Source organism: Curvibacter sp. PAE-UM, from assembly GCF_001432305.1.
Taxonomy (GTDB): Bacteria; Pseudomonadota; Gammaproteobacteria; order Burkholderiales; family Burkholderiaceae_C; genus Hylemonella.
Genome location: NZ_KQ483358.1, coordinates 2,667,855 through 2,688,188, shown reverse-complemented (window position 1 = coordinate 2,688,188; position 20,334 = coordinate 2,667,855). Strand labels below are relative to the sequence as shown.

Sequence of the window (20,334 nt, the reverse complement as noted above, 5' to 3'; positions counted from 1 at the left end):
CGATGCGGGTTCAGTGCAGGCCGGTCTTGCGGCTGCCCATATAAAGTTCGAACTCCGCGGCCGGCATGGGGCGGGCGAAGTGGTAACCCTGGGCTTCGTCGCAGCCGAAGCTCTGCAATTGCAGCAGCAGGTCCGGTGTTTCCACGCCCTCGGCGATGGTCAGCAGGTCCAGGCTGTGCGCCATCTGGATGATGGCGCGCACGATGGCTGCATCGTCCGGGTCGCTGGCCAAGTCGCGGATGAAACTCTGGTCGATCTTGAGCTTGTCGATGTCGAAACGCTTCAGGTAGGACAGGCTGGAGTAGCCGGTGCCGAAGTCGTCGATGGCCAGCTTCACGCCCAGCTGCTTGAGGCGACGGACCGTGGTCATGACCTGCTCGACGTCCTGGATCAGGATGGATTCGGTCAGCTCCAGCTCCAGCCGTGACGGGTCCAGGCCCGTGCCGGCCAGCGCCTGCACCACGGTGTCTTCGATGCTGCCACGCTGGAACTGCACGGCCGAGAGGTTGACCGCCATCATCAGGGCGGGCATGCCGGCGTTCTGCCAAGCCTGGGCCTGGCGGCAGGCTTCCTGGATCACCCAGTCGCCGATGGGCACGATCAGGCCGCTGTCCTCCGCCACCGGCACGAAACGGGCGGGATGGATCAGGCCGAATTCCGGGTGCTCCCAGCGCAGCAGGGCCTCGACGCCGATGACCCGGCCGCTGCCCAGCTCGATCTGCGGCTGGTAGTGCAGCACGAACTCGCCGCGCTCCAGGGCACGGCGCAGACCGCTGCGCATCAGCAGGTGTTCCACCGCCTCCTCGTCCATGGCTTCGTCGAAGAAGCGATAGGTGTTGCGGCCTGCCTCCTTGGCGCGGTACATGGCCATGTCGGCCTTTTTGCGCAGGATGTCGAAGTCGCTGCCGTCCTGCGGGTACAGCGCGACGCCGATCGAGGCCGAGGTGGAGAGTTCGTTGCCGTCGGAAAAGAAGGGTTCCTGCAGCAGCTCCATGATCTTGGCCAACACCGGCAGGCAGCTCTCGGTGCCGTGCTGCTCGCGCAGGATGAGCACGAACTCGTCGCCCCCCTGGCGGCTGATGGTGTCGCTGTCGCGCACGCAATGCTTGAGCCGTGTTGCGACTTCCTTGAGCAGGGCGTCGCCGGTGGCGTGGCCCAGCGAGTCGTTGATCTTCTTGAAGTTGTCCAGGTCCAGGAAAACCAGGGCCAGGCCGCTGCGGTTGCGATCGGCCTGGGTGATGGCCTGCTGCAGCCGGTCTTCGAGCAGCAGTCGATTGGGCAGGCCGGTCAGCGGATCGTGGTAGGCCAGGAACTCGACTCGCTGCTCGGCCTGCTTGCGCTGCGTGATGTCCGAGCCGGTGCCGCGGTAGCCTTTGAAGATACCGTCCTCGAACACCGGCTTGCCGTTGATCACGCACCAACGCAGTTCGCCGTCTCTGTTCCGCAACTGGTAGACAAAATCCTTGAAGGGCTGGCGCGCGTCGAGCGCGCGGCGGTGCTCGGCCCACTGTTCCGGCGTCACCCCCACGATGGGCAGGTCCCAGCGCTGCTTGCCCAGGGCGCTGCCCTCCTTGCTGGGAGGGGAGGCAAGGTGGCCGCCGGATATCTCCGTGAAGCACAAGTTGGCATCCATTTCCCAGAACCAGTCGGAGGACATTTCTGACAGGTCGCGAAAGCGCGCTTCCTCGGTGCGCAGGTGCTGTTCCGCGGCGGCGCGTTCGGCGATTTCATGCTGCAGCTGCTCGTTGATTGTCGCCAGTTCCTGGGTGCGCTCCTCGACCCGGCGCTCGAGTTCATGGCGCGCATCGGCCAGGGCTTGCTGCGCGGCTTTCTGTGCGCTGATGTCCTCGCTGATCCAGATGGCGCCTGGGCTGCCGTCCAGATTGGGCTGGGCCTTGGCCAGGTGCCGGCTCCAGATCACGACACCGTCGTTGCGGCGGGCATGTCGCCAGGCGATGTCGACCAGTTCGCCACGCGCGAGCATGGGGCCGACGGCGGCACCGAAAGCCCGGTAGTCTTCGTCGTCGGCAAAAAAGGCCCGTGCGTACTCGCCGATCAGGCTGCCCGGGGCCCAGCCGTAGATGGCTTCCATGCGTGGGTTGCAATGCACGATCTGGCCGTTGCGGGTGAAGAGAATGCCGACCGAGGCGTTTTCCAGGATGGCCTGCTGGCGTTGCAGCAGTTCGTCGAGGCTGGCCTGCTCACGCTTGCGTTCGCTGATGTCCTCGATGATCCAGATCGTGCCCTCGGCCGTGTTGGCCGGGTTGATGGCCTTGGCCCGCATATGGCAGTAGACCTCACTGCCGTCCTTGCGTCGCATGGACAGTTCCACGTCCAGCAGTTCGCCGCATGCCAGCAGGGGGCCTGCCTGGCGGCCCATGGCCTCATAGGCTTCCTGGCTGGGATAAAAGACGGAGCCCGGCTGGCCGACCAGTTCACCATGCGGCCAGCCGTAGATCTCGGAGGAACGCGGATTGCAGTGCAGGACCTTGCGGTCACGCGTGAAGAGGATGCCGACCGAGGCGTTTTCCAGAATGGCCTGGTACTCCAGCAAGGTCTGCTGGATGCCGGGTTCGAAGGTGTCTCCGGGCGGTGGGGCCATGAACTCAGGATAGGGCAATTCAGGCCGGGCGGCCAGTGCAAAAGTCTCAGGTTGCCGCTTCGAGTCCGTTGCGGAAGTGCTCCAGCATCCTTTTCGTGGCGGCCGCGGCATCGCGTGCCTGCAGCGCGGTCATGACGGCGCGGTGTTCGGCCAGTGATTCCTCGATCCGACCGGACTTGAGCAGCGAGTGGTGCCGGTTGAGTTTCATGACCTTGCGCAGGTCGGCCACCATCTGGTTGCGCCAGCGGTTGTCGGCGATCTCCAGCAGGCGCATGTGAAAGCGCTCGTTGAGCTCGAAGAATCGATCCCGGTCCTGGGCACTGGCTTCCAGCGACTCGTGCAGGTTCTGCAGTTCGCGCAACTGCTCGTCCGTGGCGTGCCGGGCCACCACGCCGCTGGCGTCCGACTCCAGCAGGCCCAGCAGGTGGTAGATGTCCACCAGGTCCTTTTCATTGACCTCGGTGACGTAGGCGCCGCGGCGCACCTTCATGGTTACCAGGCCTTCGGCGGCCAGGACCTTGAGCGCCTCGCGCAGGGGGGTGCGGCTGATGCCGTAGTCTTCGGCAATCTTCAGTTCGTCGATCCAGCTGCCGGGCTCCAGCTCGCGGCTGAAAATGCGCTGGCGCAACAGCTCGGCCACTTCTTCGTAGAGGGCGCGGGGGGAGAGGGAAACGGCAGACATGGGCGGGATTGTAGGTGGAGTCGATATTTTGCATCAATAATTATGAATGATGTAAACTCCGCGCAACAAAATAAAGGGCCTTCCCGGGGCCGCCGCTTTGCCATGAGCCAGAAAAAAACCGAATTCGCAAGCGCCAGCCTTGAGGCCTGGCACAAGGCCGCCGCCAAGTCCGCCCCTGGCGGCGATGTAGCGGCCCTGAACTGGCTCACGCCCGATGGCATTGCGGTCAAGCCGCTGTACACGGCGGCCGATACCGAAAACCTGCCGCACGCCGACACGCTGCCCGGTTTCGAGCCGTATTTGCGCGGCCCGCAAGCCACCATGTACGCCGTTCGGCCCTGGACCATCCGCCAGTACGCCGGCTTTTCCACGGCTGAGGAGTCCAACGCCTTCTACCGCAAGGCCCTGGCCGCCGGCGGGCAGGGCGTGAGTGTGGCCTTTGACCTGGCCACGCACCGCGGTTACGACAGCGACCATCCCCGCGTGACAGGTGACGTGGGCAAGGCCGGTGTGGCCATCGACAGCGTGGAGGACATGAAGGTCCTGTTCAGCGAGATCCCGCTGGACAAGGTGAGCGTCTCCATGACCATGAACGGCGCCGTGCTGCCGGTGCTGGCGGGTTACGTGGTGGCGGCGGAAGAGCAGGGCGTGTCGCAAGACAAGTTGAGCGGGACCATCCAGAACGACATCCTCAAGGAGTTCATGGTTCGCAACACCTACATCTACCCGCCTGAGCCGAGCATGCGCATCATCGGCGACATCATCGAGTACACGGCGAAGAACATGCCGAAGTTCAACTCGATCTCGATCTCGGGTTACCACATGCAGGAAGCCGGCGCCAACCAGGCGCTGGAACTGGCCTTCACCCTGGCCGACGGCAAGGAGTATGTGAAGACGGCGATCGCCAAGGGCATGGACGTGGACGACTTCGCGGGCCGCCTGTCCTTCTTCTGGGCGGTCGGCATGAACTTCTACCTGGAAATCGCCAAGATGCGCGCCGCGCGCCTGCTCTGGTGCCGCATCATGAAGGGCTTCAACGCCAAGGCACCGAAGAGCCTGATGCTGCGCACGCACAGCCAGACCAGCGGCTGGAGCCTGACCGAGCAGGACCCCTACAACAACGTGGTGCGCACCACCATCGAGGCCATGGCGGCTGTGTTTGGCGGTACGCAGAGCCTGCACACCAATTCATTTGATGAGGCCATTGCCCTGCCCACCGAGTTCAGCTCGCGCATCGCGCGCAACACCCAGCTCATCATCCAGGAAGAGACCCACATCACCAACGTGATCGACCCCTGGGCCGGCAGCTACATGATGGAGAAGCTGACGCAAGACATGGCTGACGCGGCCTGGACCATCATCGAGGAGGTCGATGCCATGGGCGGCATGACCAAGGCGGTGGACAGTGGATGGGCCAAGCTCAAGATCGAGGCCGCAGCGGCCGAGAAGCAGGCGCGCATCGACTCGGGCAAGGACGTGATCGTCGGCGTCAACAAGTACAAGCTCGCGAAGGAAGACCCGATCGAGGCGCGCGATATCGACAACGTGGCGGTGCGCGACGGGCAGATCGCACGCCTCAAGGCCATCCGCGTCAGCCGCGACGGCAAGGCGGTGCAGGCCGCGCTCGACGCGCTCACCCAGGCTGCCGAGCAAGGCAGTGGTAACCTGCTCGACTTGTCGATCCGGGCCATCCGCCTGCGCGCCACGGTGGGCGAGGTCAGTGATGCGCTGGAGAAGGTTTTCGGGCGCCATCGCGCCGATACACAAAAGGTGACCGGTGTGTACGCAGCTGCCTACGACTCGGCCGAGGGCTGGGAAACACTCAAGAAGGAAATCGCCGACTTCGCGACGGTGCATGGCCGTCGTCCGCGCGTGATGATCTCCAAGCTCGGCCAGGACGGCCATGACCGCGGCGCCAAGGTGGTGGCCACGGCCTTTGCCGACCTGGGCTTCGACGTGGACATGGGCCCGCTGTTCCAGACCCCCGAAGAGTGCGCGCGCCAGGCCATCGAGAACGACGTGCATGCCGTGGGTGTCTCCACGCTGGCGGCAGGCCACAAGACCCTGGTGCCGGCCATCATCGCCGAGCTGAAGAAGCAGGGCGCAGACGACATCATCGTTTTCGTCGGCGGCGTCATTCCGCGTCAGGACTACGACTTTCTCTATGAAGCGGGCGTCAAGGGCATCTACGGCCCCGGCACCCCGATCCCGGCCAGCGCCAAGGACGTGCTGGAGCAGATCAAGAAAGCCCACGCTTGAAAGTAACGGCGGTGAGCCATCCTTCTCTACTGGACGGCATCCTGCAGGGAACTCCCGCCCAGCAGCGTCGCGCCATGGCCAAGGCCATCACGCTGCTTGAGTCCACCCGGGCCGATCACCGCGCCCAGGGCGACGAGCTGCTGACGGCCCTGCTGCCGCATACGGGCGGCGCGTTTCGCCTGGGGATCAGCGGCGTGCCCGGTGTGGGCAAGTCCACCTTCATCGAGGCGCTGGGCCTCTACCTCATCGGCCATGGGCATCGCGTGGCGGTGCTGGCGGTGGACCCGTCTTCCAGCGTTTCCGGTGGTTCCATCCTGGGCGATAAGACCCGCATGGAAAAACTCTCCGTGGACGAAAAAGCCTACATCCGCCCCAGCCCGTCCAGCGGCACGCTCGGTGGTGTGGCCGAGAAGACGCGTGAGGCCATGCTGGTCTGCGAGGCCGCGGGATACGACATCGTCATCGTCGAGACCGTGGGTGTGGGCCAGAGCGAGACCGCCGTGGCCAGCATGACGGACATGTTCTGCCTGATGCAGCTGCCCAATGCCGGCGACGATCTGCAGGCCATCAAGAAGGGCGTGATGGAGTTGGCCGACCTGGTGGTGATCAACAAGGCCGATATCGATGCTGCTGCCGCCACGCGCGCGCAGGCGCAGATCACCTCTTCCTTGCGCCTGCTGGGCCAACATGGCCATCCGGAGCACGCGCACCACGACGAAAAGATCTGGCACCCCAAGGTGGTCCAGCTCAGTGCCCTGCTGGGCCAGGGCGTGGATGCTTTCTGGGCGGCTGTCACGCAGTTTCGTGCCCTGCAGACCGCCAGCGGCAAACTGGCAGCGCGGCGCGAGGGCCAGGCCCAGGCCTGGATGTGGGAGCGTATCGAGTCGGGGCTCAAGCAGGCTTTCCGCGCGCACCCGCAGGTGCGCAAACTGTTGCCGCAACTGGGCGCAGAAGTCACGGCCGGTCGCCTGGCAGCCTCCACCGCCGCGCGCCAGCTGCTGCAGGCCTACGAACAAAAAACCTGACAAGACTGAATCAACAGAGGACGAACCATGCACGACATCCTGGAACAACTGGAGCAAAAACGCGCCGCAGCCCGCCTGGGCGGCGGCGAGAAGCGCATTGCCGCGCAGCACGCCAAGGGCAAGCTCACGGCACGTGAGCGCCTGGAAGTGCTGCTCGACGAAGGTACCTTCGAAGAGTGGGACATGTTCGTCGAACACCGCTGCGTGGACTTCGGCATGCAGGACAACAAGATCCCGGGTGACGGCGTCGTCACCGGCTACGGCATGATCAACGGCCGCCTGGTCTTCGTCTACAGCCAGGACTTCACGGTCTTCGGCGGTGCGCTGTCCGAGGCCCATGCGGAAAAAATCTGCAAGATCCTGGACCAGGCCATGAAGGCCGGCGCGCCGGTGATCGGCCTCAACGACTCGGGCGGTGCCCGTATCCAGGAAGGCGTGGCCTCGCTGGGCGGTTATGCGGAGGTGTTCCAGCGCAATGTGCTGGCCTCGGGCGTGATCCCGCAGATCAGCATGATCATGGGGCCGAGTGCCGGCGGCGCCGTGTACAGCCCGGCGATCACCGACTTCATCTTCATGGTGAAGGACTCTTCTTATATGTTCGTCACCGGGCCCGACGTGGTGAAGACGGTCACGCACGAGGAGGTGACCGCCGAGGAACTGGGTGGCGCGCTGACCCACACCACCCGTAGCGGTGTGGCCGATCTGGCCTTCGAGAACGACGTGGAGGCGCTGCTGATGCTGCGCCGCCTCTACAACTACCTGCCGCTGAACAACCGCGAGAAGGCCCCGGTGCGCAAGAGCGGCGACCCGATCGACCGCATGGAGCGCAGCCTGGACACCCTGGTGCCGGATAACCCCAACAAGCCCTATGACATGAAGGAGCTGATCGTCAAGACCGTGGACGACGGTGATTTCTTCGAGATCCAGCCCGAGTACGCCAAGAACATCCTGATCGGTTTTGCGCGCATGGACGGACAGACGGTGGGCATCGTGGCCAACCAGCCGCTGGTGCTGGCGGGCTGCCTGGACATCAAGAGCTCGATCAAGGCGGCACGCTTCGTGCGCTTCTGCGATGCTTTCAACATTCCGGTGGTGACGTTTGTCGACGTGCCCGGTTTCATGCCCGGCACCAGCCAGGAATACGGCGGCATCATCAAGCATGGTGCCAAGCTGCTCTACGCCTATGCCGAGTGCACGGTGCCCAAGATCACCGTCATCACGCGCAAGGCCTACGGCGGCGCCTACGACGTGATGGCCTCCAAGCACCTGCGCGGCGACGTCAACTTCGCCTGGCCCAACGCCGAGATCGCCGTCATGGGCGCCAAGGGTGCGGTGGAGATCATCTTCCGCGAGGACAAGGGCGACCCGGCCAAGCTGGCCGCCAAGGAAGCCGAGTACAAGGCCCGCTTCGCCAACCCCTTCGTGGCCGGCGCGCGTGGTTACATCGACGACGTGATCCTGCCGCACGAGACGCGCAAGCGCATCTGCCGATCGCTAGTGATGCTCAAGGACAAGAAACTTGAGAACCCGTGGCGCAAGCACGGAAATATTCCTTTGTGAGTCACGCAGGTTTTGCCATGACTTTGTACCGTGCCGGATTGGGTTGCCTGGGCGTTTTGCTCCGTGTCCCCCGCCCTTCGGGCTCCTCCTTTACCTGTGCAAAACACCCAGGCAACCCAATCCTGATGGCTGGGTATTCCTGCGTCTCCTTCCCAACTTTCTTCGCAGCAATGGGTGCGGTGTGTCTGCCGCAGCGAAGTAAAGGAGGAGCCCGAAGGGCGGGGGACATGAGCGGAGGTAGATGCGCCGCGCCCATTGCGGGCTCAGAAGCTCATTGTGTAGAGATCGAAACAGATTCTCGATAAGGAAACTGACATGTTCAAGAAGATATTGATTGCCAACCGTGGCGAAATTGCATGCCGGGTGATCGCCACCGCCAAGAAGATGGGCATCGCCACCGTGGCGGTGTATTCGGAAGCCGACCGCGACGCGCGCCACGTGCTGCTGGCCGACGAGTCCGTGCTGCTGGGCCCGGCACCGAGCCGTGAGTCTTATCTGGTGGCCGACAAGATCATCGCCGCCGCCAAGCAGACCGGCGCGCAGGCCATCCACCCGGGCTACGGTTTCCTGTCCGAGAACGAGGACTTCGCCAAACGCGTGGAGGAGGAGGGGCTGGTCTTCATCGGTCCCAAGCACTATTCCATCGCCGCCATGGGCGACAAGATCGCCTCCAAGAAGCTGGCCGGCGAAGCCAAGGTGAACTGCATCCCGGGCTGGAACGAGGCCATTGAATCAGCCGAGCGCGCCGTGGAGATCGCCAAGGGCATCGGTTATCCGGTGATGATCAAGGCCTCGGCCGGTGGCGGCGGCAAGGGGCTGCGCGTGGCCTTCAACGACAAGGAGGCGCTGGAAGGCTTCACCAGCTGCCGCAACGAGGCACGCAACAGCTTCGGTGACGACCGCGTCTTCATCGAGAAGTTCGTCGAGGAGCCGCGCCACATCGAGATCCAGGTGCTGGGCGACAGCCACGGCAATGTGATCTACCTGAACGAGCGCGAGTGCTCGATCCAGCGCCGCCACCAGAAGGTGATCGAGGAGGCGCCCAGCCCCTTCATCTCGGACGCGACCCGCAAGGCCATGGGCGAGCAGGCCGTGGCCCTGGCCAAGGCCGTGAAGTACCAGAGCGCCGGCACGGTGGAGTTCGTGGTCGGCAAGGACCAGAGCTTCTTCTTCCTGGAGATGAACACCCGGCTGCAGGTGGAGCACCCGGTGACCGAGTGCATCACCGGCCTGGACCTGGTGGAGCTGATGATTCGCGTGGCAGCCGGAGAAAAGCTGCCGCTGGCCCAGGCCGACGTCAAGCGCAATGGCTGGGCCATCGAGTGCCGCATCAACGCCGAGGACCCCTTCCGCAACTTCCTGCCGTCCACCGGCCGCCTGGTGCGTTTCACGCCGCCGACGCAGAGCATGTGGCAGTCCGACACGAAGAGCCTGCAGGGCGTGCGCGTCGATACCGGCGTGCAGGATGGCGGCGAGATCCCGATGTACTACGACTCGATGATCGCCAAGCTCATCGTGCACGGCCAGGACCGCCTGGATGCGATCGGCAAGATGCGCGAGGCACTCAACGGCTTTGTCATCCGCGGCATCAGTTCCAACATCCCCTTCCAGGCCGCGCTGCTGGCGCACCCGAAGTTTGTGGCGGGTGACTTCAACACCGGTTTCATCGCCGAGCATTACGGCAAGGGCTTCTCCTCGGAAGACGTGCCGCACGCAGATCCGAACTTCCTGGTGGCGCTGGCGGCTTTTGTGCGTCGCAAATCACGCGAGCGCACGACCACGATCTCCGGCCAGCTGCCGGGGTATTCCGTGGATGCCGGCAAGGACTACGTGGTCATCACCCTGGGGGCCGACGGCCAGCACGTGCATAGCTCCGTGCATGTCGACGAGTTTGTCGGCGAGACCGGCAAGGCGCGGGTTCGCGTGGGTGGCAAGAACTACGAGATATGCAGCACCTCGCGCCTGAACGACATCATCATCACCGGCACCGTGGACGGCCGGCCCTTCACGACCCAGGTGGAGCGCGGGACCACCCGGAATCCACTTGCCCTGCGCCTGCAGCACAACGGCACACTGATCGAAGCGCTGGTGATCTCGCCGCGCATGGCCGAACTGCACCGGCTCATGCCCCACAAGGCGCCGCCGGACATGAGCCGTTATGTGCTCTCGCCCATGCCGGGTCTGCTGGTCGACGTGGCGGTCCAGCCGGGCCAGAAAGTGCAGGCGGGCGAGCGCGTGGCCGTGATCGAGGCCATGAAGATGGAGAACGTCCTGTTCGCCGCTGCCGATGGCGTGGTGGCCAAGGTGCTGGCGAGCAAGGGCGAGTCACTCACGGTCGATCAGCCGATCGTGGAGTTCCAGTGATGGCTGTCCAACGCCCCTTCAGGGTGCTGGGCATCCAGCAGATCGCCATCGGTGGGCCCGACAAGTCCCGTCTGCAAAAACTCTGGGTCGAGATGCTGGGCCTGCAGGTCACGGGCACGTTCAGGAGCGAACGTGAGAACGTGGACGAGGACATCTGCGCCATGGGCTCCGGGCCTTACAAGGTCGAGGTGGACCTGATGCAGCCGCTGGACCCCGAGAAGAAACCGGCCGTGCACACCACGCCGCTCAACCACGTGGGCCTGTGGATCGACGATCTGCCCAAGGCCGTGGAATGGCTCACCGCACAAGGCGTGCGTTTTGCGCCCGGCGGTATCCGCAAGGGTGCGGCCGGCTACGACATCTGTTTCCTGCATCCCAAGTCGAACGACGAGTTTCCGATTGCCGGTGAGGGCGTGCTGATCGAACTGGTGCAGGCGCCCCCCGAGGTGGTGGCCGCCCTGACTTGATAGGGACAAACCCCGTAAGTTTCCCGAAGGGCGTATCCCTATACTTGTGAGGGTATCGGGCGCTTCAGTTCCGGTTCGATGAGGTCGAGCTTGAATTGTGATCAGACCCGCCTTGCTTGAGAGGCATACGTCACCGGGATCCGTCATGGGCATCATCAAACAGATTTTCGGGCCTGGCGCATGGCTCATGCGCCGCCTGTCCCTGGCCGGCAAGCTGGTCCTGCTGAATGTGGTCATGCTGCTGGCCTACGTCGCGATGGAGTGGGTCGGCATCGTCACGGGCGTCTGCGCCTTGCTGGCCCTGGTCTACCTGATGCTGGCCTTCTATTTCAGTTTCATGGCCGACCTGCGCCGGGTCATGCATTTCATGGAGCAGACAGCGCACGGCAATCTGCGCGAGAAGGTGGAGATCCGCGGCCGGGATGAGCTCGGCGCCATGGCCGAGGCCATGCAGGGCATGGTGGCCAGCCTGTCGGGCATGGTGGCCAGCATCCGCAGCAACTCGGCTCTGGTGGCGCATGCGGGTCAGAGCCTGGCGGCAGGCAACCGCGAGCTGTCGGACCGCACCGAGCAGCAGGCGGCCAATCTGGAGCAGACCTCGGCCAGCGTGCAGGAGCTCTCCAGCACCGTGCAGGGCAATGCGCGGACCACGCAGCAGGCCAACAGCCAGGCCGCCCAGGTGCGTGACGTGGCCGACCGCGGCGCCCAGGGCATGGTGCAGGCCGTGCAGTCGGTCGAGGCGATCCAGAGCAGTGCGCAGCGCATGAACGAGATCATCGGCGTGATCGACAGCCTGGCCTTCCAGACCAATATCCTGGCGCTCAATGCCGCCGTCGAGGCCGCGCGGGCCGGTGAGGCCGGGCGTGGTTTCGCCGTGGTGGCGGCCGAGGTGCGCTCGCTGGCGCAACGCTCCGCCGAGTCGGCCAAGGAGATCCGCCAGCTCATCGGTGCTTCCTCCAGCCAGGTGGCGGCCAGCGTGACGCAGATCCGCGCCGCGGGCGGCAGCATCGGCGAAATCGTTCCGGGCATCCGCGGCGTGGCCGAGAGCATGTCCCACATCTCGGTGTCCAGCGCCGAGCAGAGTACCTCGCTCAACGAGATCACGGCCGCCATCCGCCAGCTCGACGAGATCACCCAGCGTAATGCGACCATGGTGGAACATGCGGTTGAGCAGGCGGAGAAGCTGGAGCAGCGCGCCTCCACGCTGGCCCAGGCGGTGGCGGCCTTCCGGCTGCAGCAGGGCACGGCCGATGAGGCGCTCGCGCTGGTGCAGCGCGCCATCGCCTTCCGCCAGCAGAGCAGCCGCGACAGCTTCCTGCGCGGCCTGACCGATCCCGCCCAGGGCTTCCACGACCGCGACATGTATGTCTTCGCGCTGGATCGCAGCGGCGCCTATCTGGCCTTCGGCGGCAACCCGGCCAAGGTGGGCACCCGGGTGCAGGACATCCCGGGCATCGACGGCCAGGGCCTGCTCGAATCCATCGTCGCGCAGGCCGAGCACGAGCCGGGCTGGGTGGAATACGACATCACCAATCCCGCCACCGGTGCGGTGCAGACCAAGATGTCCTATGTGCAGCAGGTCGACGACGTCTACGTCGGCTGCGGCGTGTACAAGAACCTGGTCGCTTCCTGAGCCGGGATCAAGGGCTGCCCGCGCGGCGCGCGCGCGCGCGGGCCGGGGCCGCCTCGATCACGGCGCGTTTCTGGTCCAGCACGGCGGGGTCGGTGTGCTGGCTGTGGGCTGGCAGATCGGCCAGCTTGGCGCGGGCCTTTTCCTCCAGGCGCTGTTCGTTTTCCTGCTGCTCGCGCTGCAGGCGCAGCACGTGGAAGGCATAACGCTGGCGTGCGGTGTCGGCTTGCGGCTGCGACCAGGCGGCCCAGCCGGTGCGCTTGCCGCTGACGTTTTCCATCTGGATGCAGTCCACCGGGCAGACCGGGATGCACAACTCGCAGCCGGTGCACCAGGGCTCGATCACGGTGTGCATGCGTTTGTTGCCGCCCAGGATGGCGTCGGTGGGGCAGGCCTTGAGGCACAGCGTGCAGCCTATGCACCAGTCCTCGTCGATCACGGCAACGGTCAGGGGGCCTTCGGCACCGAACGCGGGGTCCAGGGGCAGCGCGGGCAGGCCGGTCAGCGCTGCCAGGCGGCTGATGCCTTCTGCGCCGCCAGGCGGGCATTGGTTGATGGCGGCATCACCCGCCGCGATGGCCTGGGCATAAGCCGCACAGTCCGGATAACCACAGCGCGTGCACTGGGTCTGGGGCAGGGCATCGAGGATCTGGGCGGCGGTCGCGGGCATGCCCGGATTATCGGGGGCCGCTCTCAGGCGGCCGATTTGGCAGACTTTTTTCCGCCAGCCTTGGCCGGGGTGTTGTGGTCCAGGATGAAGGCCTTGACCTTCGGGTAGACGATGTCGCGCCAGCGCCGGCCCGAGAAGATGCCGTAATGGCCGGCGCCCTTGGCTTCCAGGTGATGCTGGCGGGCCTTGGGCACGCCGCTGCAGATGTCGTGCACGGCCTCGGTCTGGCCCGAGCCGGAGATGTCGTCGAGCTCGCCCTCGACCGAGAGCAGCGCGGTGGTCTTGATGTCCTGCGGCTTCACGCGCTCGACCTGGCCGTCCACACCCTTCACATCCCAGCTGCCCTGCACCAGGCTGAAGTCCTGGAACACGGTCTTGATGGTTTCCAGGTAGTAGTGCGCGTCCATGTCGAGCACGGCGTTGTACTCGTCGTAAAACTGGCGGTGCGCATCGGCGCTGGTGTCGTCGCCCTTGAGCAGGTGCTCGAAGTAGTCGTAGTGGCTCTTGGCGTGGTGCTGCGGGTTCATGGCCACGAAACCCGCGTGCTGCAGGAAGCCCGGGTAGACGCGCCGGCCCGCGCCGGGGAAGTTGCTGGGTACGCGGTAGATCACGTTGTTCTCGAACCAGCTGTGGCTCTTGGTCATGGCCAGGTTGTTCACGGCCGTGGGTGATTTGCGCGCGTCGATCGGGCCGCCCATCATGGTCATGGTCAGCGGCGTGGCCTCGCCGCGGCTGGCCATCAGGGAGACGGCGGCCAGCACCGGCACCGTGGGCTGGCACACGCTCATCACGTGGCAGTTGCCGTATTCGGCCTGGATGTGGCGGATGAATTCCTGCACGTAGTTGACGTAGTCGTCCAGATGGAACTCACCCTGCGACAGCGGCACCATGCGCGCGTTCTTCCAGTCGGTGATGTAGACCTTGTGGTCCTTGAGCATGGTGCGCACGGTGTCGCGCAGCAGCGTGGCGTAGTGGCCCGAGAGCGGCGCCACGACCAGCACCACGGGCTGGGCCTTGAGCTTGGTCAGGGTGGCCGGGTCGTCGGTGAAGCGCTTGAAGCGGCGCAGTTCGCAGAAGGGCTTGTCCAACTCCACGCGTTCGTGGATGGCCACGTTGATGCCGTCCACGCCCACCGTGCGGATGCCGAATTCGGGTTTTTCGTAGTCCTTGCCCAAGCGGTGCAGCAGCGCATAGCCGGCTGCCATGCGCTGTGCATGGGGCAGGTGGGCCAGCGGCGACAGCGGGTTGTTGAAGGCCTTGGCCGTGGTCACGGCCAGATCGGCAAAGGGCTCCATCAGGGAGCGCTGGGTTTCGTAGAGCTGGTACAGCATGGCGGACTCGCTTTCAGCGGATTGCTGCAGTGCAATATAGCAGTTGTAGGGCTTTGCGGTCTGGGTAATTGCACCTAATCGACGGGCCAGAGGGACACAAAGGCGACAATTGGCGTGAACAGACCCTGACCATGCAGCGCCGCATCCTTCTTGCCACGGCCCTGGGCCCTGGCGCCAGCCTTCTGACCGGAATGCCCATGACCGCCATTGCCGGGGCGACCAGCCTCACCCAGCTCCAGCCCAGTCCGCGCATGCCGGTGCTCTTCATCGGGCACGGCAGCCCGCTGAACGTGATCGAACCCAATGAGTTCCGGCCCCGCTGGGAGGTCCTGGGCCGTGAATTCGGCAGCGGCGCGCAGGCCCGCTGGCCCCGGCCGCAACTCATCCTGTGCATCTCGGCGCATTGGCTCACACGCGGCTGGTGGCTCACTGGCATGGAAAAACCGCCCACCATCCACGACTTCGGCGGCTTTCCGCAGGCGCTGTTCGACCAGCAATACCCGGCACCGGGCGCGCCGCGGGTGGCGCAGGCCCTGGCCGGCGAACTGCGCCAGCCCGCCAGCCAGCAGCCCCTGGGCGTGGACCAGGCTGAATGGGGTTACGACCACGGCAGCTGGTCGGTGCTCAAGCCCATGTTTCCGCAGGCGGATATTCCGGTGCTGCAGCTCAGCATGGACTACAGCCGCCCGCCGGCCGAACACTATGCACTCGGCCAGCAACTGCGCGGCCTGCGCGAGCGCGGCGTGCTCATCGTGGGCAGCGGCAACATGGTGCACAACCTGCGCACCATGCGCCGGGGCGCCTCCAACGACCAGGCCTATGACTGGGCCCTGGAGTTCGACCACCTCATGGGCGAGCACATCGCACAGGGGCGCCTGAATGCACTGACGGACTTCCTGCAACTGGGCGAACTGGCCCGACTGGCCCATCCCACGCACGACCACTTCCTGCCCCTGCTGTACGCAGCGGGCGCTGCGGACTCAGGGGAGTCCGTGCGCTTCTTCAACGCCAGTTTCCAGGGAGCCTCGATCTCCATGCGTTCGGTCATCTGGGGCTAGCAAGGTAATCTGAGCGACCCTGGGCAATCGCTTGCGCAGGCCCATTTGTAAGCCTCTGTAAGGCAGTGACAATGCCGCTATTACCCAACAACGATCAGAGGAACAAATGAGTCGAATTCTGAAAGCGCTGCTCCTGTGCACCCTGGGCCTGCTGTCCTTGCAGGTTCCGGCCCGCGAAATCCAGGGCGTGAAATACGAAGAAAACATCGAACTGGGCGGAGCGAAGCTGCAGCTCAACGGCGCAGGCACACGCTACAAGGCCGTGTTCAAGGTCTATACCGCCGGTCTGTACCTCGGCAAGAAGGCGGGCACCCTGCCCGATGTGCTGGCGATCCCCGGGCCCAAGCGCCTGACGCTGACCTTTGTGCGCGAGATCGCATCCGAGGAACTGGGCCGGCTGTTCATCAGGGGCATCAAGTCCAATACTCCGAATGAAGAGTACACGCGCATCGTCGGCAGCGTGATGCGCATGAGCCAGGTCTTCTACGATGCACGCAAGATGAAGGTCGGCGAAGTCATCAACATGGATTGGGTCCCAGGCAAGGGGACGGTGATCACCATCCGCGGTGTCCCGGTCGGCGAGCCGTTTCCCGAGCCCGAGTTCTACGGCGCCTTGCTGCGCATCTGGCTGGGCCAGGATCCGGCCGACTGGACCTTGAAAGACGCCCTGCTGGGCCTGTCCGCTTCCCAATAACTTAGAGCCTGTTCACGGTCTCCCAGGGGTCGCGTTGGGGCGCAATCGGGATGAGTTGGCCGCCAATATTCCGCCGCATGGGCTCATGCCCATGCAAGGGATTTGGTGGGCAAATCGCCCGATTTCGCCCCAACCCGAAGGGCAAGCACCTTGCCGGGCGGTCTGCGGCGTTGCAAAGCCTCGCTGGGCATCAGCCCAGCTTCGTTTTGCGCCTTGCATCCCATCCCGGCAAGGTGCTTGCGCGGCCCCTGGGAGACCGTGAACAGGCTCTTAGAACAGCGAGCGCAGTAGCAGGCTGCTGCCGGTGAGCAGCAGCACGCCGTGCAGCACCAGCAGGAAGCGCCGTTTGTCCAGCCGCAGGCTGACATGGTGGCCGATGTAAAGGCCCAGCGCCACGGCCGGCAGCAGGCACAGCACCAGCCAGAGCAGTTCGGGGTCCAGCAGGCGGCCCGCCAGCAGGAACAGTGCCACGCGCACCACCGAACTGAACATCAAGACGGCCGTCTGCGTGGCGCGGATCTGCTGCACATCGTCGAGGCGGCGCAGCAGGTAGAGCGAGTAGACCCAGCCGCCCGCGCCGAACAGCGCACTGAACATGCCGCCCACGCTGCCGTACCACCAGGCCCAGCGCGGCGACAGCGCTTGGGTTGGCACGGCCTTGGGCCGCAGGCCGTTGAGCGCGTACAGCACCACGAAGGCACCCAGCGCCGGCATCAGCAGCGTGACCGGCAGGGTGAAGAGCAGCCAGGCGCCCAGTGCACTGCCGGCCAGCAGCCAGGGCACCAGGCGCCAGAGCTCGCGCCGCACCACATGTTCGCTCAGGCGCCAGCCATTGGACCAGGACGCCACCATGTCCGTCAGCGCCAGCGTGGGCACCACGGTGGAGACGGGCAGCAGGTGGGCCAGCAAGGGTGCACTGACCAGGGTGGAGCCAAAACCCACCAGGCCGAAGACCATGTAGGCCACGGTGATCACCGGTTCGGCAAAGAGCAGGGTCAGGAGGTCCGGCATGGTCGGGCCGTTCAGTCGCCACGTGCGGCGGCGCGTTGCTTGTCTTTCTTGCTCGGGCGCTTGCCCTTGACACCGCCTGTCCCGGCGGCGGCTGGCGGGGCGGTTTCCGCCGGCTCGAAACCGGGGATCACTTCGCGTGGCAACTGGAGGCCCTGGCGTTTTTCGATCAAGCGGAAGTGCGCCTCGGTGCCGGCGTTGACGAAGCTCACGGCCAGCCCGCTTTCACCGGCACGACCGGTGCGGCCGATGCGGTGGGTGTAGTCGCTGGTGGAGCGCGGCAGGTCGTAGTTCACGACCACCGGGAGCTGTGTGATGTCCAGGCCGCGTGCCGCGACATCGGTGGCCACCACCGCGGTCAGCCGCTCGGCCTTGAAGTCGGCCAGCACCTGCGTGCGCTTGCCCTGGCTCAGCTCGCCGTGGAAGGGCTCGGCATCGATGTCGACCTTGCGCAGCTTGTCGGCCACGATCTCGGCGGCGTGTTTGGTGGCCACGAACACCAGCACCCGGCTCCATTTTTCCTGGGAGATCAGCTGGCGCAGTAGCTGGGTGCGCCGGGCCGCATCGACGGCGATGGCACGCTGCAGGATATCGGGCCGGTCCTGCGGTGTTGGCAGGACGTCGATGCGCAGCGGGTCCTGCAGCAGGGTGTGCGCCAGGGCCTGGACGGCGGGAGGGAAGGTGGCCGAGAAAAAGAGGTTCTGGCGCTGGGCTGGCAGCAGCGAGAGGATGCGCGCCAGCTCTTCGGCAAAGCCCAGGTCCAGCAGGCGGTCGGCCTCGTCCAGCACCAGCGCCTGCACGCCGGCCAGCGTGAGCGCGTTGTGGTCCAGCAGGTCCAGCAGGCGGCCGGGGGTGGCCACCACGATGTCGGTGCCGCCGCGCAGGCCCATCATCTGCGGGTTGATGGACACGCCGCCAAACACCACGCTCACCTTGAGCGGCGCGTCCAGGTGTTGGGCCAGGTTGCGGAACTCCTCGCCGACCTGGGCGGCCAGTTCGCGGGTGGGCACCAGGACCAGCGCGCGGGCTCGCCGGGGTTTTTCAGCCGCAACCTGCGCCAGCTGCTGCAGCAGCGGCAGTGCAAAGGCGACGGTCTTGCCCGAGCCGGTCTGCGCCGAGCCCAGCACGTCGCGGCCCTGCAGCGCGGCCGGAATGGCCGCGGCCTGGATGGGCGTGGGGGCGGTGTAGGCCCGGGCGCTGAGCGCCCGCAGCAGGGCGGGCGACAAGCCCAGGGAGGAAAATGGCATGAGCAACTTCGGGAAAGGGCACCCAGTTTAAGCGCTCCGCTGCCGGCACAGGCGTGGGACGACGATAATCAAGCCCCTCGCGAAATTTACCAAGGCCCATCGTGCGCAAAACCTATCCGCTCCACATCGAGGGCAAAAACCCGGACCGCGTGCTCGACGCCGTCAAGCACGACATCCGCAAATACGTCAAACGCCAGCGGCGCGTGGCCCTGCCCGAAGGGGTCGACTTCTGGGACTTCGATTGCCGGTTCGGCCTCAGTGCCGACACGGCCGTGCCCGTCCACTTCGGCAACCTCATCGAGCAGATCGACGCTGCCGCCAAGGACGGTGCCACGGCGGTGTATGTGGAAGTGCTGGTCAAGAACGGCAACCGCAAGGCCCGCCCGGCGGGCAGCGGGCCAGAGGACCAGGACGACTGAGGGATGGCCGGGAGCGCGAGCATGAGCAAGAAGCCCCTGCGCATCGGCCTGGCCCTGGGCAGCGGTTCGGCGCGCGGCTGGTCGCACATCGGCGTCATCCGTGCACTGGAGCGCGCCGGCATTTCGCCCGATATCGTCTGCGGCACCTCCATCGGGGCGCTGGTGGGGGCCGTCTATGCGGCCGGCGAGCTTGACCGCCTGGAGCCCTGGGTCAAAAGCCTGACCTGGAAGTCCGTGCTCGGGCTCATGGACTTCAAGATGGGTGGCGGTCTCATCGAAGGCGGCAAGCTGCTGGACTTCTTCCGCAGCCGCTACGAGGACCAGGGCATCGCCGGCCTGCACAAGGCCTATGCCTGCGTGGCCACCGAGCTGTATACCGGCCGTGAGGTCTGGTTGCGCGAGGGACCGGTGATCGAGGCGGTGCGCGCCTCCATCGCCCTGCCGGGCCTGTTCACCCCGGCGCAGCATGAAGGACGCCTGCTCGTCGATGGTGGTCTGGTCAATCCGGTGCCCGTCTCGCTGTGCCGTGCCATGGGGGCGGACATCGTCATCGCCGTGGACCTGAACTGGGACATCATGCTGCACCACAGCCGCGTGGCCAGCCATGCGCGCGATGCCGAGGTCGAGGAAGCCCCGCAGGGCGGGATGCTGCAGGCCATCCTCACCCGCTTGCGCCCGGCCAAGACGACCAATGGCAAGGACGCCGGGCTGCCCATGCCCTCCATGCTGGACGTGCTGACCACCAGCCTCAACATCATGCAGATGCGCATCACGCAAAGCCGCCTGGCCGGCGAGCCGGCCGACGTGGTGATCCGCCCCCGGCTCAACGAGGTGGCCGCCATGGACTACCACCTGGCGGCCGGCACCATCGCCGAAGGCGAGCGCGCCGCCGAGTTCGCGCTGCCGCACATCCGGGATTTGCTGGTTTGAAATGATGCTGCAGTACCTGGACTTCGACTACAACGAAGACGGGCACGGCCATGGCACGTTCGAGGCCATGGCCTCGGTCCCGGCGGCGCGACTGACCGTCCTGCAGGCCGAGATCGCGCAGGTGCTGGACTGGGCCCATGCCACCTTTCCCCATCAGCGCGCGCCGCTGGAGGAGGGCGGGGAGTGGGACTACCTGCTGCAAGGGCAACAGGAGTGGACGGTGCCGGAGACCCTGGGCTACGACGAGGTGACGCGGCGCTTCAGCAGCCAGCCGGGTTCGGCCGGTCCTCCGCGTCACACGGTGACACTGGTGCTCAGTGGCAGTGAGCAGTTCTGCGCAGCGTTCCGGCTCAAGTTCGATCTCTAGGCCGCGCATGAAAAAGCCGCC

At 65.5% G+C, this 20,334-nt stretch carries 17 protein-coding genes; 11 read left to right on the top strand and 6 right to left on the bottom strand.

Annotated elements, in window-relative coordinates; all coding sequences use genetic code 11:
* Window positions 1-10 precede the first annotated feature (10 nt).
* Both AO057_RS18485 and AO057_RS12950 read right to left on the bottom strand, forming a co-directional pair.
* Window positions 11-2,602 (bottom strand): sensor domain-containing protein, encoded by a 2,592-nt coding sequence (locus tag AO057_RS18485; protein ID WP_168163374.1) that lies wholly within the window; start codon window positions 2,600-2,602, stop codon window positions 11-13.
* 46 nt (window positions 2,603-2,648) lie between these two features.
* Window positions 2,649-3,284 carry a GntR family transcriptional regulator gene (locus AO057_RS12950; protein ID WP_057676349.1) on the bottom strand — a complete coding sequence of 212 codons (636 nt, stop codon included), beginning with the start codon at window positions 3,282-3,284 and terminating at the stop codon, window positions 2,649-2,651.
* A 102-nt stretch (window positions 3,285-3,386) separates the two neighbouring features.
* Between AO057_RS12950 and scpA the strand changes: the two genes are divergently transcribed.
* The 6 genes from scpA (at window position 3,387) to AO057_RS12920 (ending at window position 12,592) form a co-directional block, all read left to right on the top strand.
* Window positions 3,387-5,543: a methylmalonyl-CoA mutase gene (gene scpA, locus AO057_RS12945; protein ID WP_057676348.1), complete on the top strand. Its 2,157-nt coding sequence runs from the start codon at window positions 3,387-3,389 to the stop codon at window positions 5,541-5,543.
* A gap of 74 nt (window positions 5,544-5,617) precedes the next feature.
* Window positions 5,618-6,568, top strand: a complete 951-nt coding sequence (gene meaB / locus AO057_RS12940; RefSeq protein ID WP_371258282.1) for a methylmalonyl Co-A mutase-associated GTPase MeaB — start codon at window positions 5,618-5,620, stop codon at window positions 6,566-6,568.
* A gap of 27 nt (window positions 6,569-6,595) precedes the next feature.
* Window positions 6,596-8,128, top strand: coding sequence for an acyl-CoA carboxylase subunit beta (locus AO057_RS12935; RefSeq protein ID WP_057676346.1), 1,533 nt, complete (start codon window positions 6,596-6,598; stop codon window positions 8,126-8,128).
* 315 nt (window positions 8,129-8,443) lie between these two features.
* Window positions 8,444-10,492, top strand: coding sequence for an acetyl-CoA carboxylase biotin carboxylase subunit (locus tag AO057_RS12930; protein WP_057676345.1), 2,049 nt, complete (start codon window positions 8,444-8,446; stop codon window positions 10,490-10,492).
* Window positions 10,492-10,959, top strand: coding sequence for a VOC family protein (locus AO057_RS12925; RefSeq protein WP_057676344.1), 468 nt, complete (start codon window positions 10,492-10,494; stop codon window positions 10,957-10,959). Before AO057_RS12930 ends, AO057_RS12925 begins: the two co-directional genes overlap by 1 nt.
* Window positions 10,960-11,104: 145 nt before the next feature.
* Complete coding sequence (locus AO057_RS12920) at window positions 11,105-12,592, top strand: methyl-accepting chemotaxis protein (RefSeq protein ID WP_240480779.1); 1,488 nt, start codon at window positions 11,105-11,107, stop codon at window positions 12,590-12,592.
* Between the two features lie 7 nt (window positions 12,593-12,599).
* On the opposite strand, the gene rsxB is transcribed toward AO057_RS12920, so the two are convergent.
* Window positions 12,600-13,259, bottom strand: coding sequence for an electron transport complex subunit RsxB (gene rsxB / locus AO057_RS12915; protein ID WP_057676343.1), 660 nt, complete (start codon window positions 13,257-13,259; stop codon window positions 12,600-12,602).
* 23 nt (window positions 13,260-13,282) lie between these two features.
* Window positions 13,283-14,590 carry a polyhydroxyalkanoate depolymerase gene (locus tag AO057_RS12910; RefSeq protein ID WP_057676342.1) on the bottom strand — a complete coding sequence of 436 codons (1,308 nt, stop codon included), beginning with the start codon at window positions 14,588-14,590 and terminating at the stop codon, window positions 13,283-13,285.
* A gap of 197 nt (window positions 14,591-14,787) precedes the next feature.
* On the opposite strand from AO057_RS12910, the gene ygiD reads away from it, so the two are divergent.
* Together ygiD and AO057_RS12900 are read left to right on the top strand one after the other, a co-directional pair.
* Complete coding sequence (gene ygiD / locus AO057_RS12905) at window positions 14,788-15,648, top strand: 4,5-DOPA-extradiol-dioxygenase (RefSeq protein WP_082605649.1); 861 nt, start codon at window positions 14,788-14,790, stop codon at window positions 15,646-15,648.
* 106 nt (window positions 15,649-15,754) lie between these two features.
* The gene (locus AO057_RS12900) at window positions 15,755-16,342 is read left to right on the top strand and encodes a chalcone isomerase family protein (RefSeq protein WP_057676340.1); all 588 of its coding nucleotides are present in this window, start codon (window positions 15,755-15,757) and stop codon (window positions 16,340-16,342) included.
* Window positions 16,343-16,612: 270 nt separating this feature from the next.
* Here AO057_RS12900 and AO057_RS12895 read toward each other — a convergent pair whose 3' ends face one another.
* Both AO057_RS12895 and AO057_RS12890 read right to left on the bottom strand, forming a co-directional pair.
* Window positions 16,613-17,353, bottom strand: a complete 741-nt coding sequence (locus tag AO057_RS12895) for a sulfite exporter TauE/SafE family protein (protein ID WP_057676339.1) — start codon at window positions 17,351-17,353, stop codon at window positions 16,613-16,615.
* Window positions 17,354-17,364: 11 nt separating this feature from the next.
* On the bottom strand, window positions 17,365-18,597 hold the full coding sequence (locus tag AO057_RS12890) for a DEAD/DEAH box helicase (protein ID WP_057676338.1): 1,233 nt from the start codon (window positions 18,595-18,597) through the stop codon (window positions 17,365-17,367).
* Window positions 18,598-18,698: 101 nt separating this feature from the next.
* Here AO057_RS12890 and AO057_RS12885 point away from each other — a divergent pair, with 101 nt between their 5' ends.
* Genes AO057_RS12885 through AO057_RS12875 form a run of 3 tightly spaced genes read left to right on the top strand, consistent with a single transcriptional unit; the run spans window position 18,699 to window position 20,313 of the window.
* Complete coding sequence (locus AO057_RS12885) at window positions 18,699-19,016, top strand: DUF6172 family protein (RefSeq protein ID WP_057676337.1); 318 nt, start codon at window positions 18,699-18,701, stop codon at window positions 19,014-19,016.
* 21 nt (window positions 19,017-19,037) lie between these two features.
* Window positions 19,038-19,946 (top strand): patatin-like phospholipase RssA, encoded by a 909-nt coding sequence (gene rssA / locus AO057_RS12880; RefSeq protein ID WP_057676336.1) that lies wholly within the window; start codon window positions 19,038-19,040, stop codon window positions 19,944-19,946.
* Window position 19,947: 1 nt separating this feature from the next.
* Window positions 19,948-20,313: a hypothetical protein gene (locus AO057_RS12875; RefSeq protein ID WP_057676335.1), complete on the top strand. Its 366-nt coding sequence runs from the start codon at window positions 19,948-19,950 to the stop codon at window positions 20,311-20,313.
* Window positions 20,314-20,334: the final 21 nt, after the last annotated feature.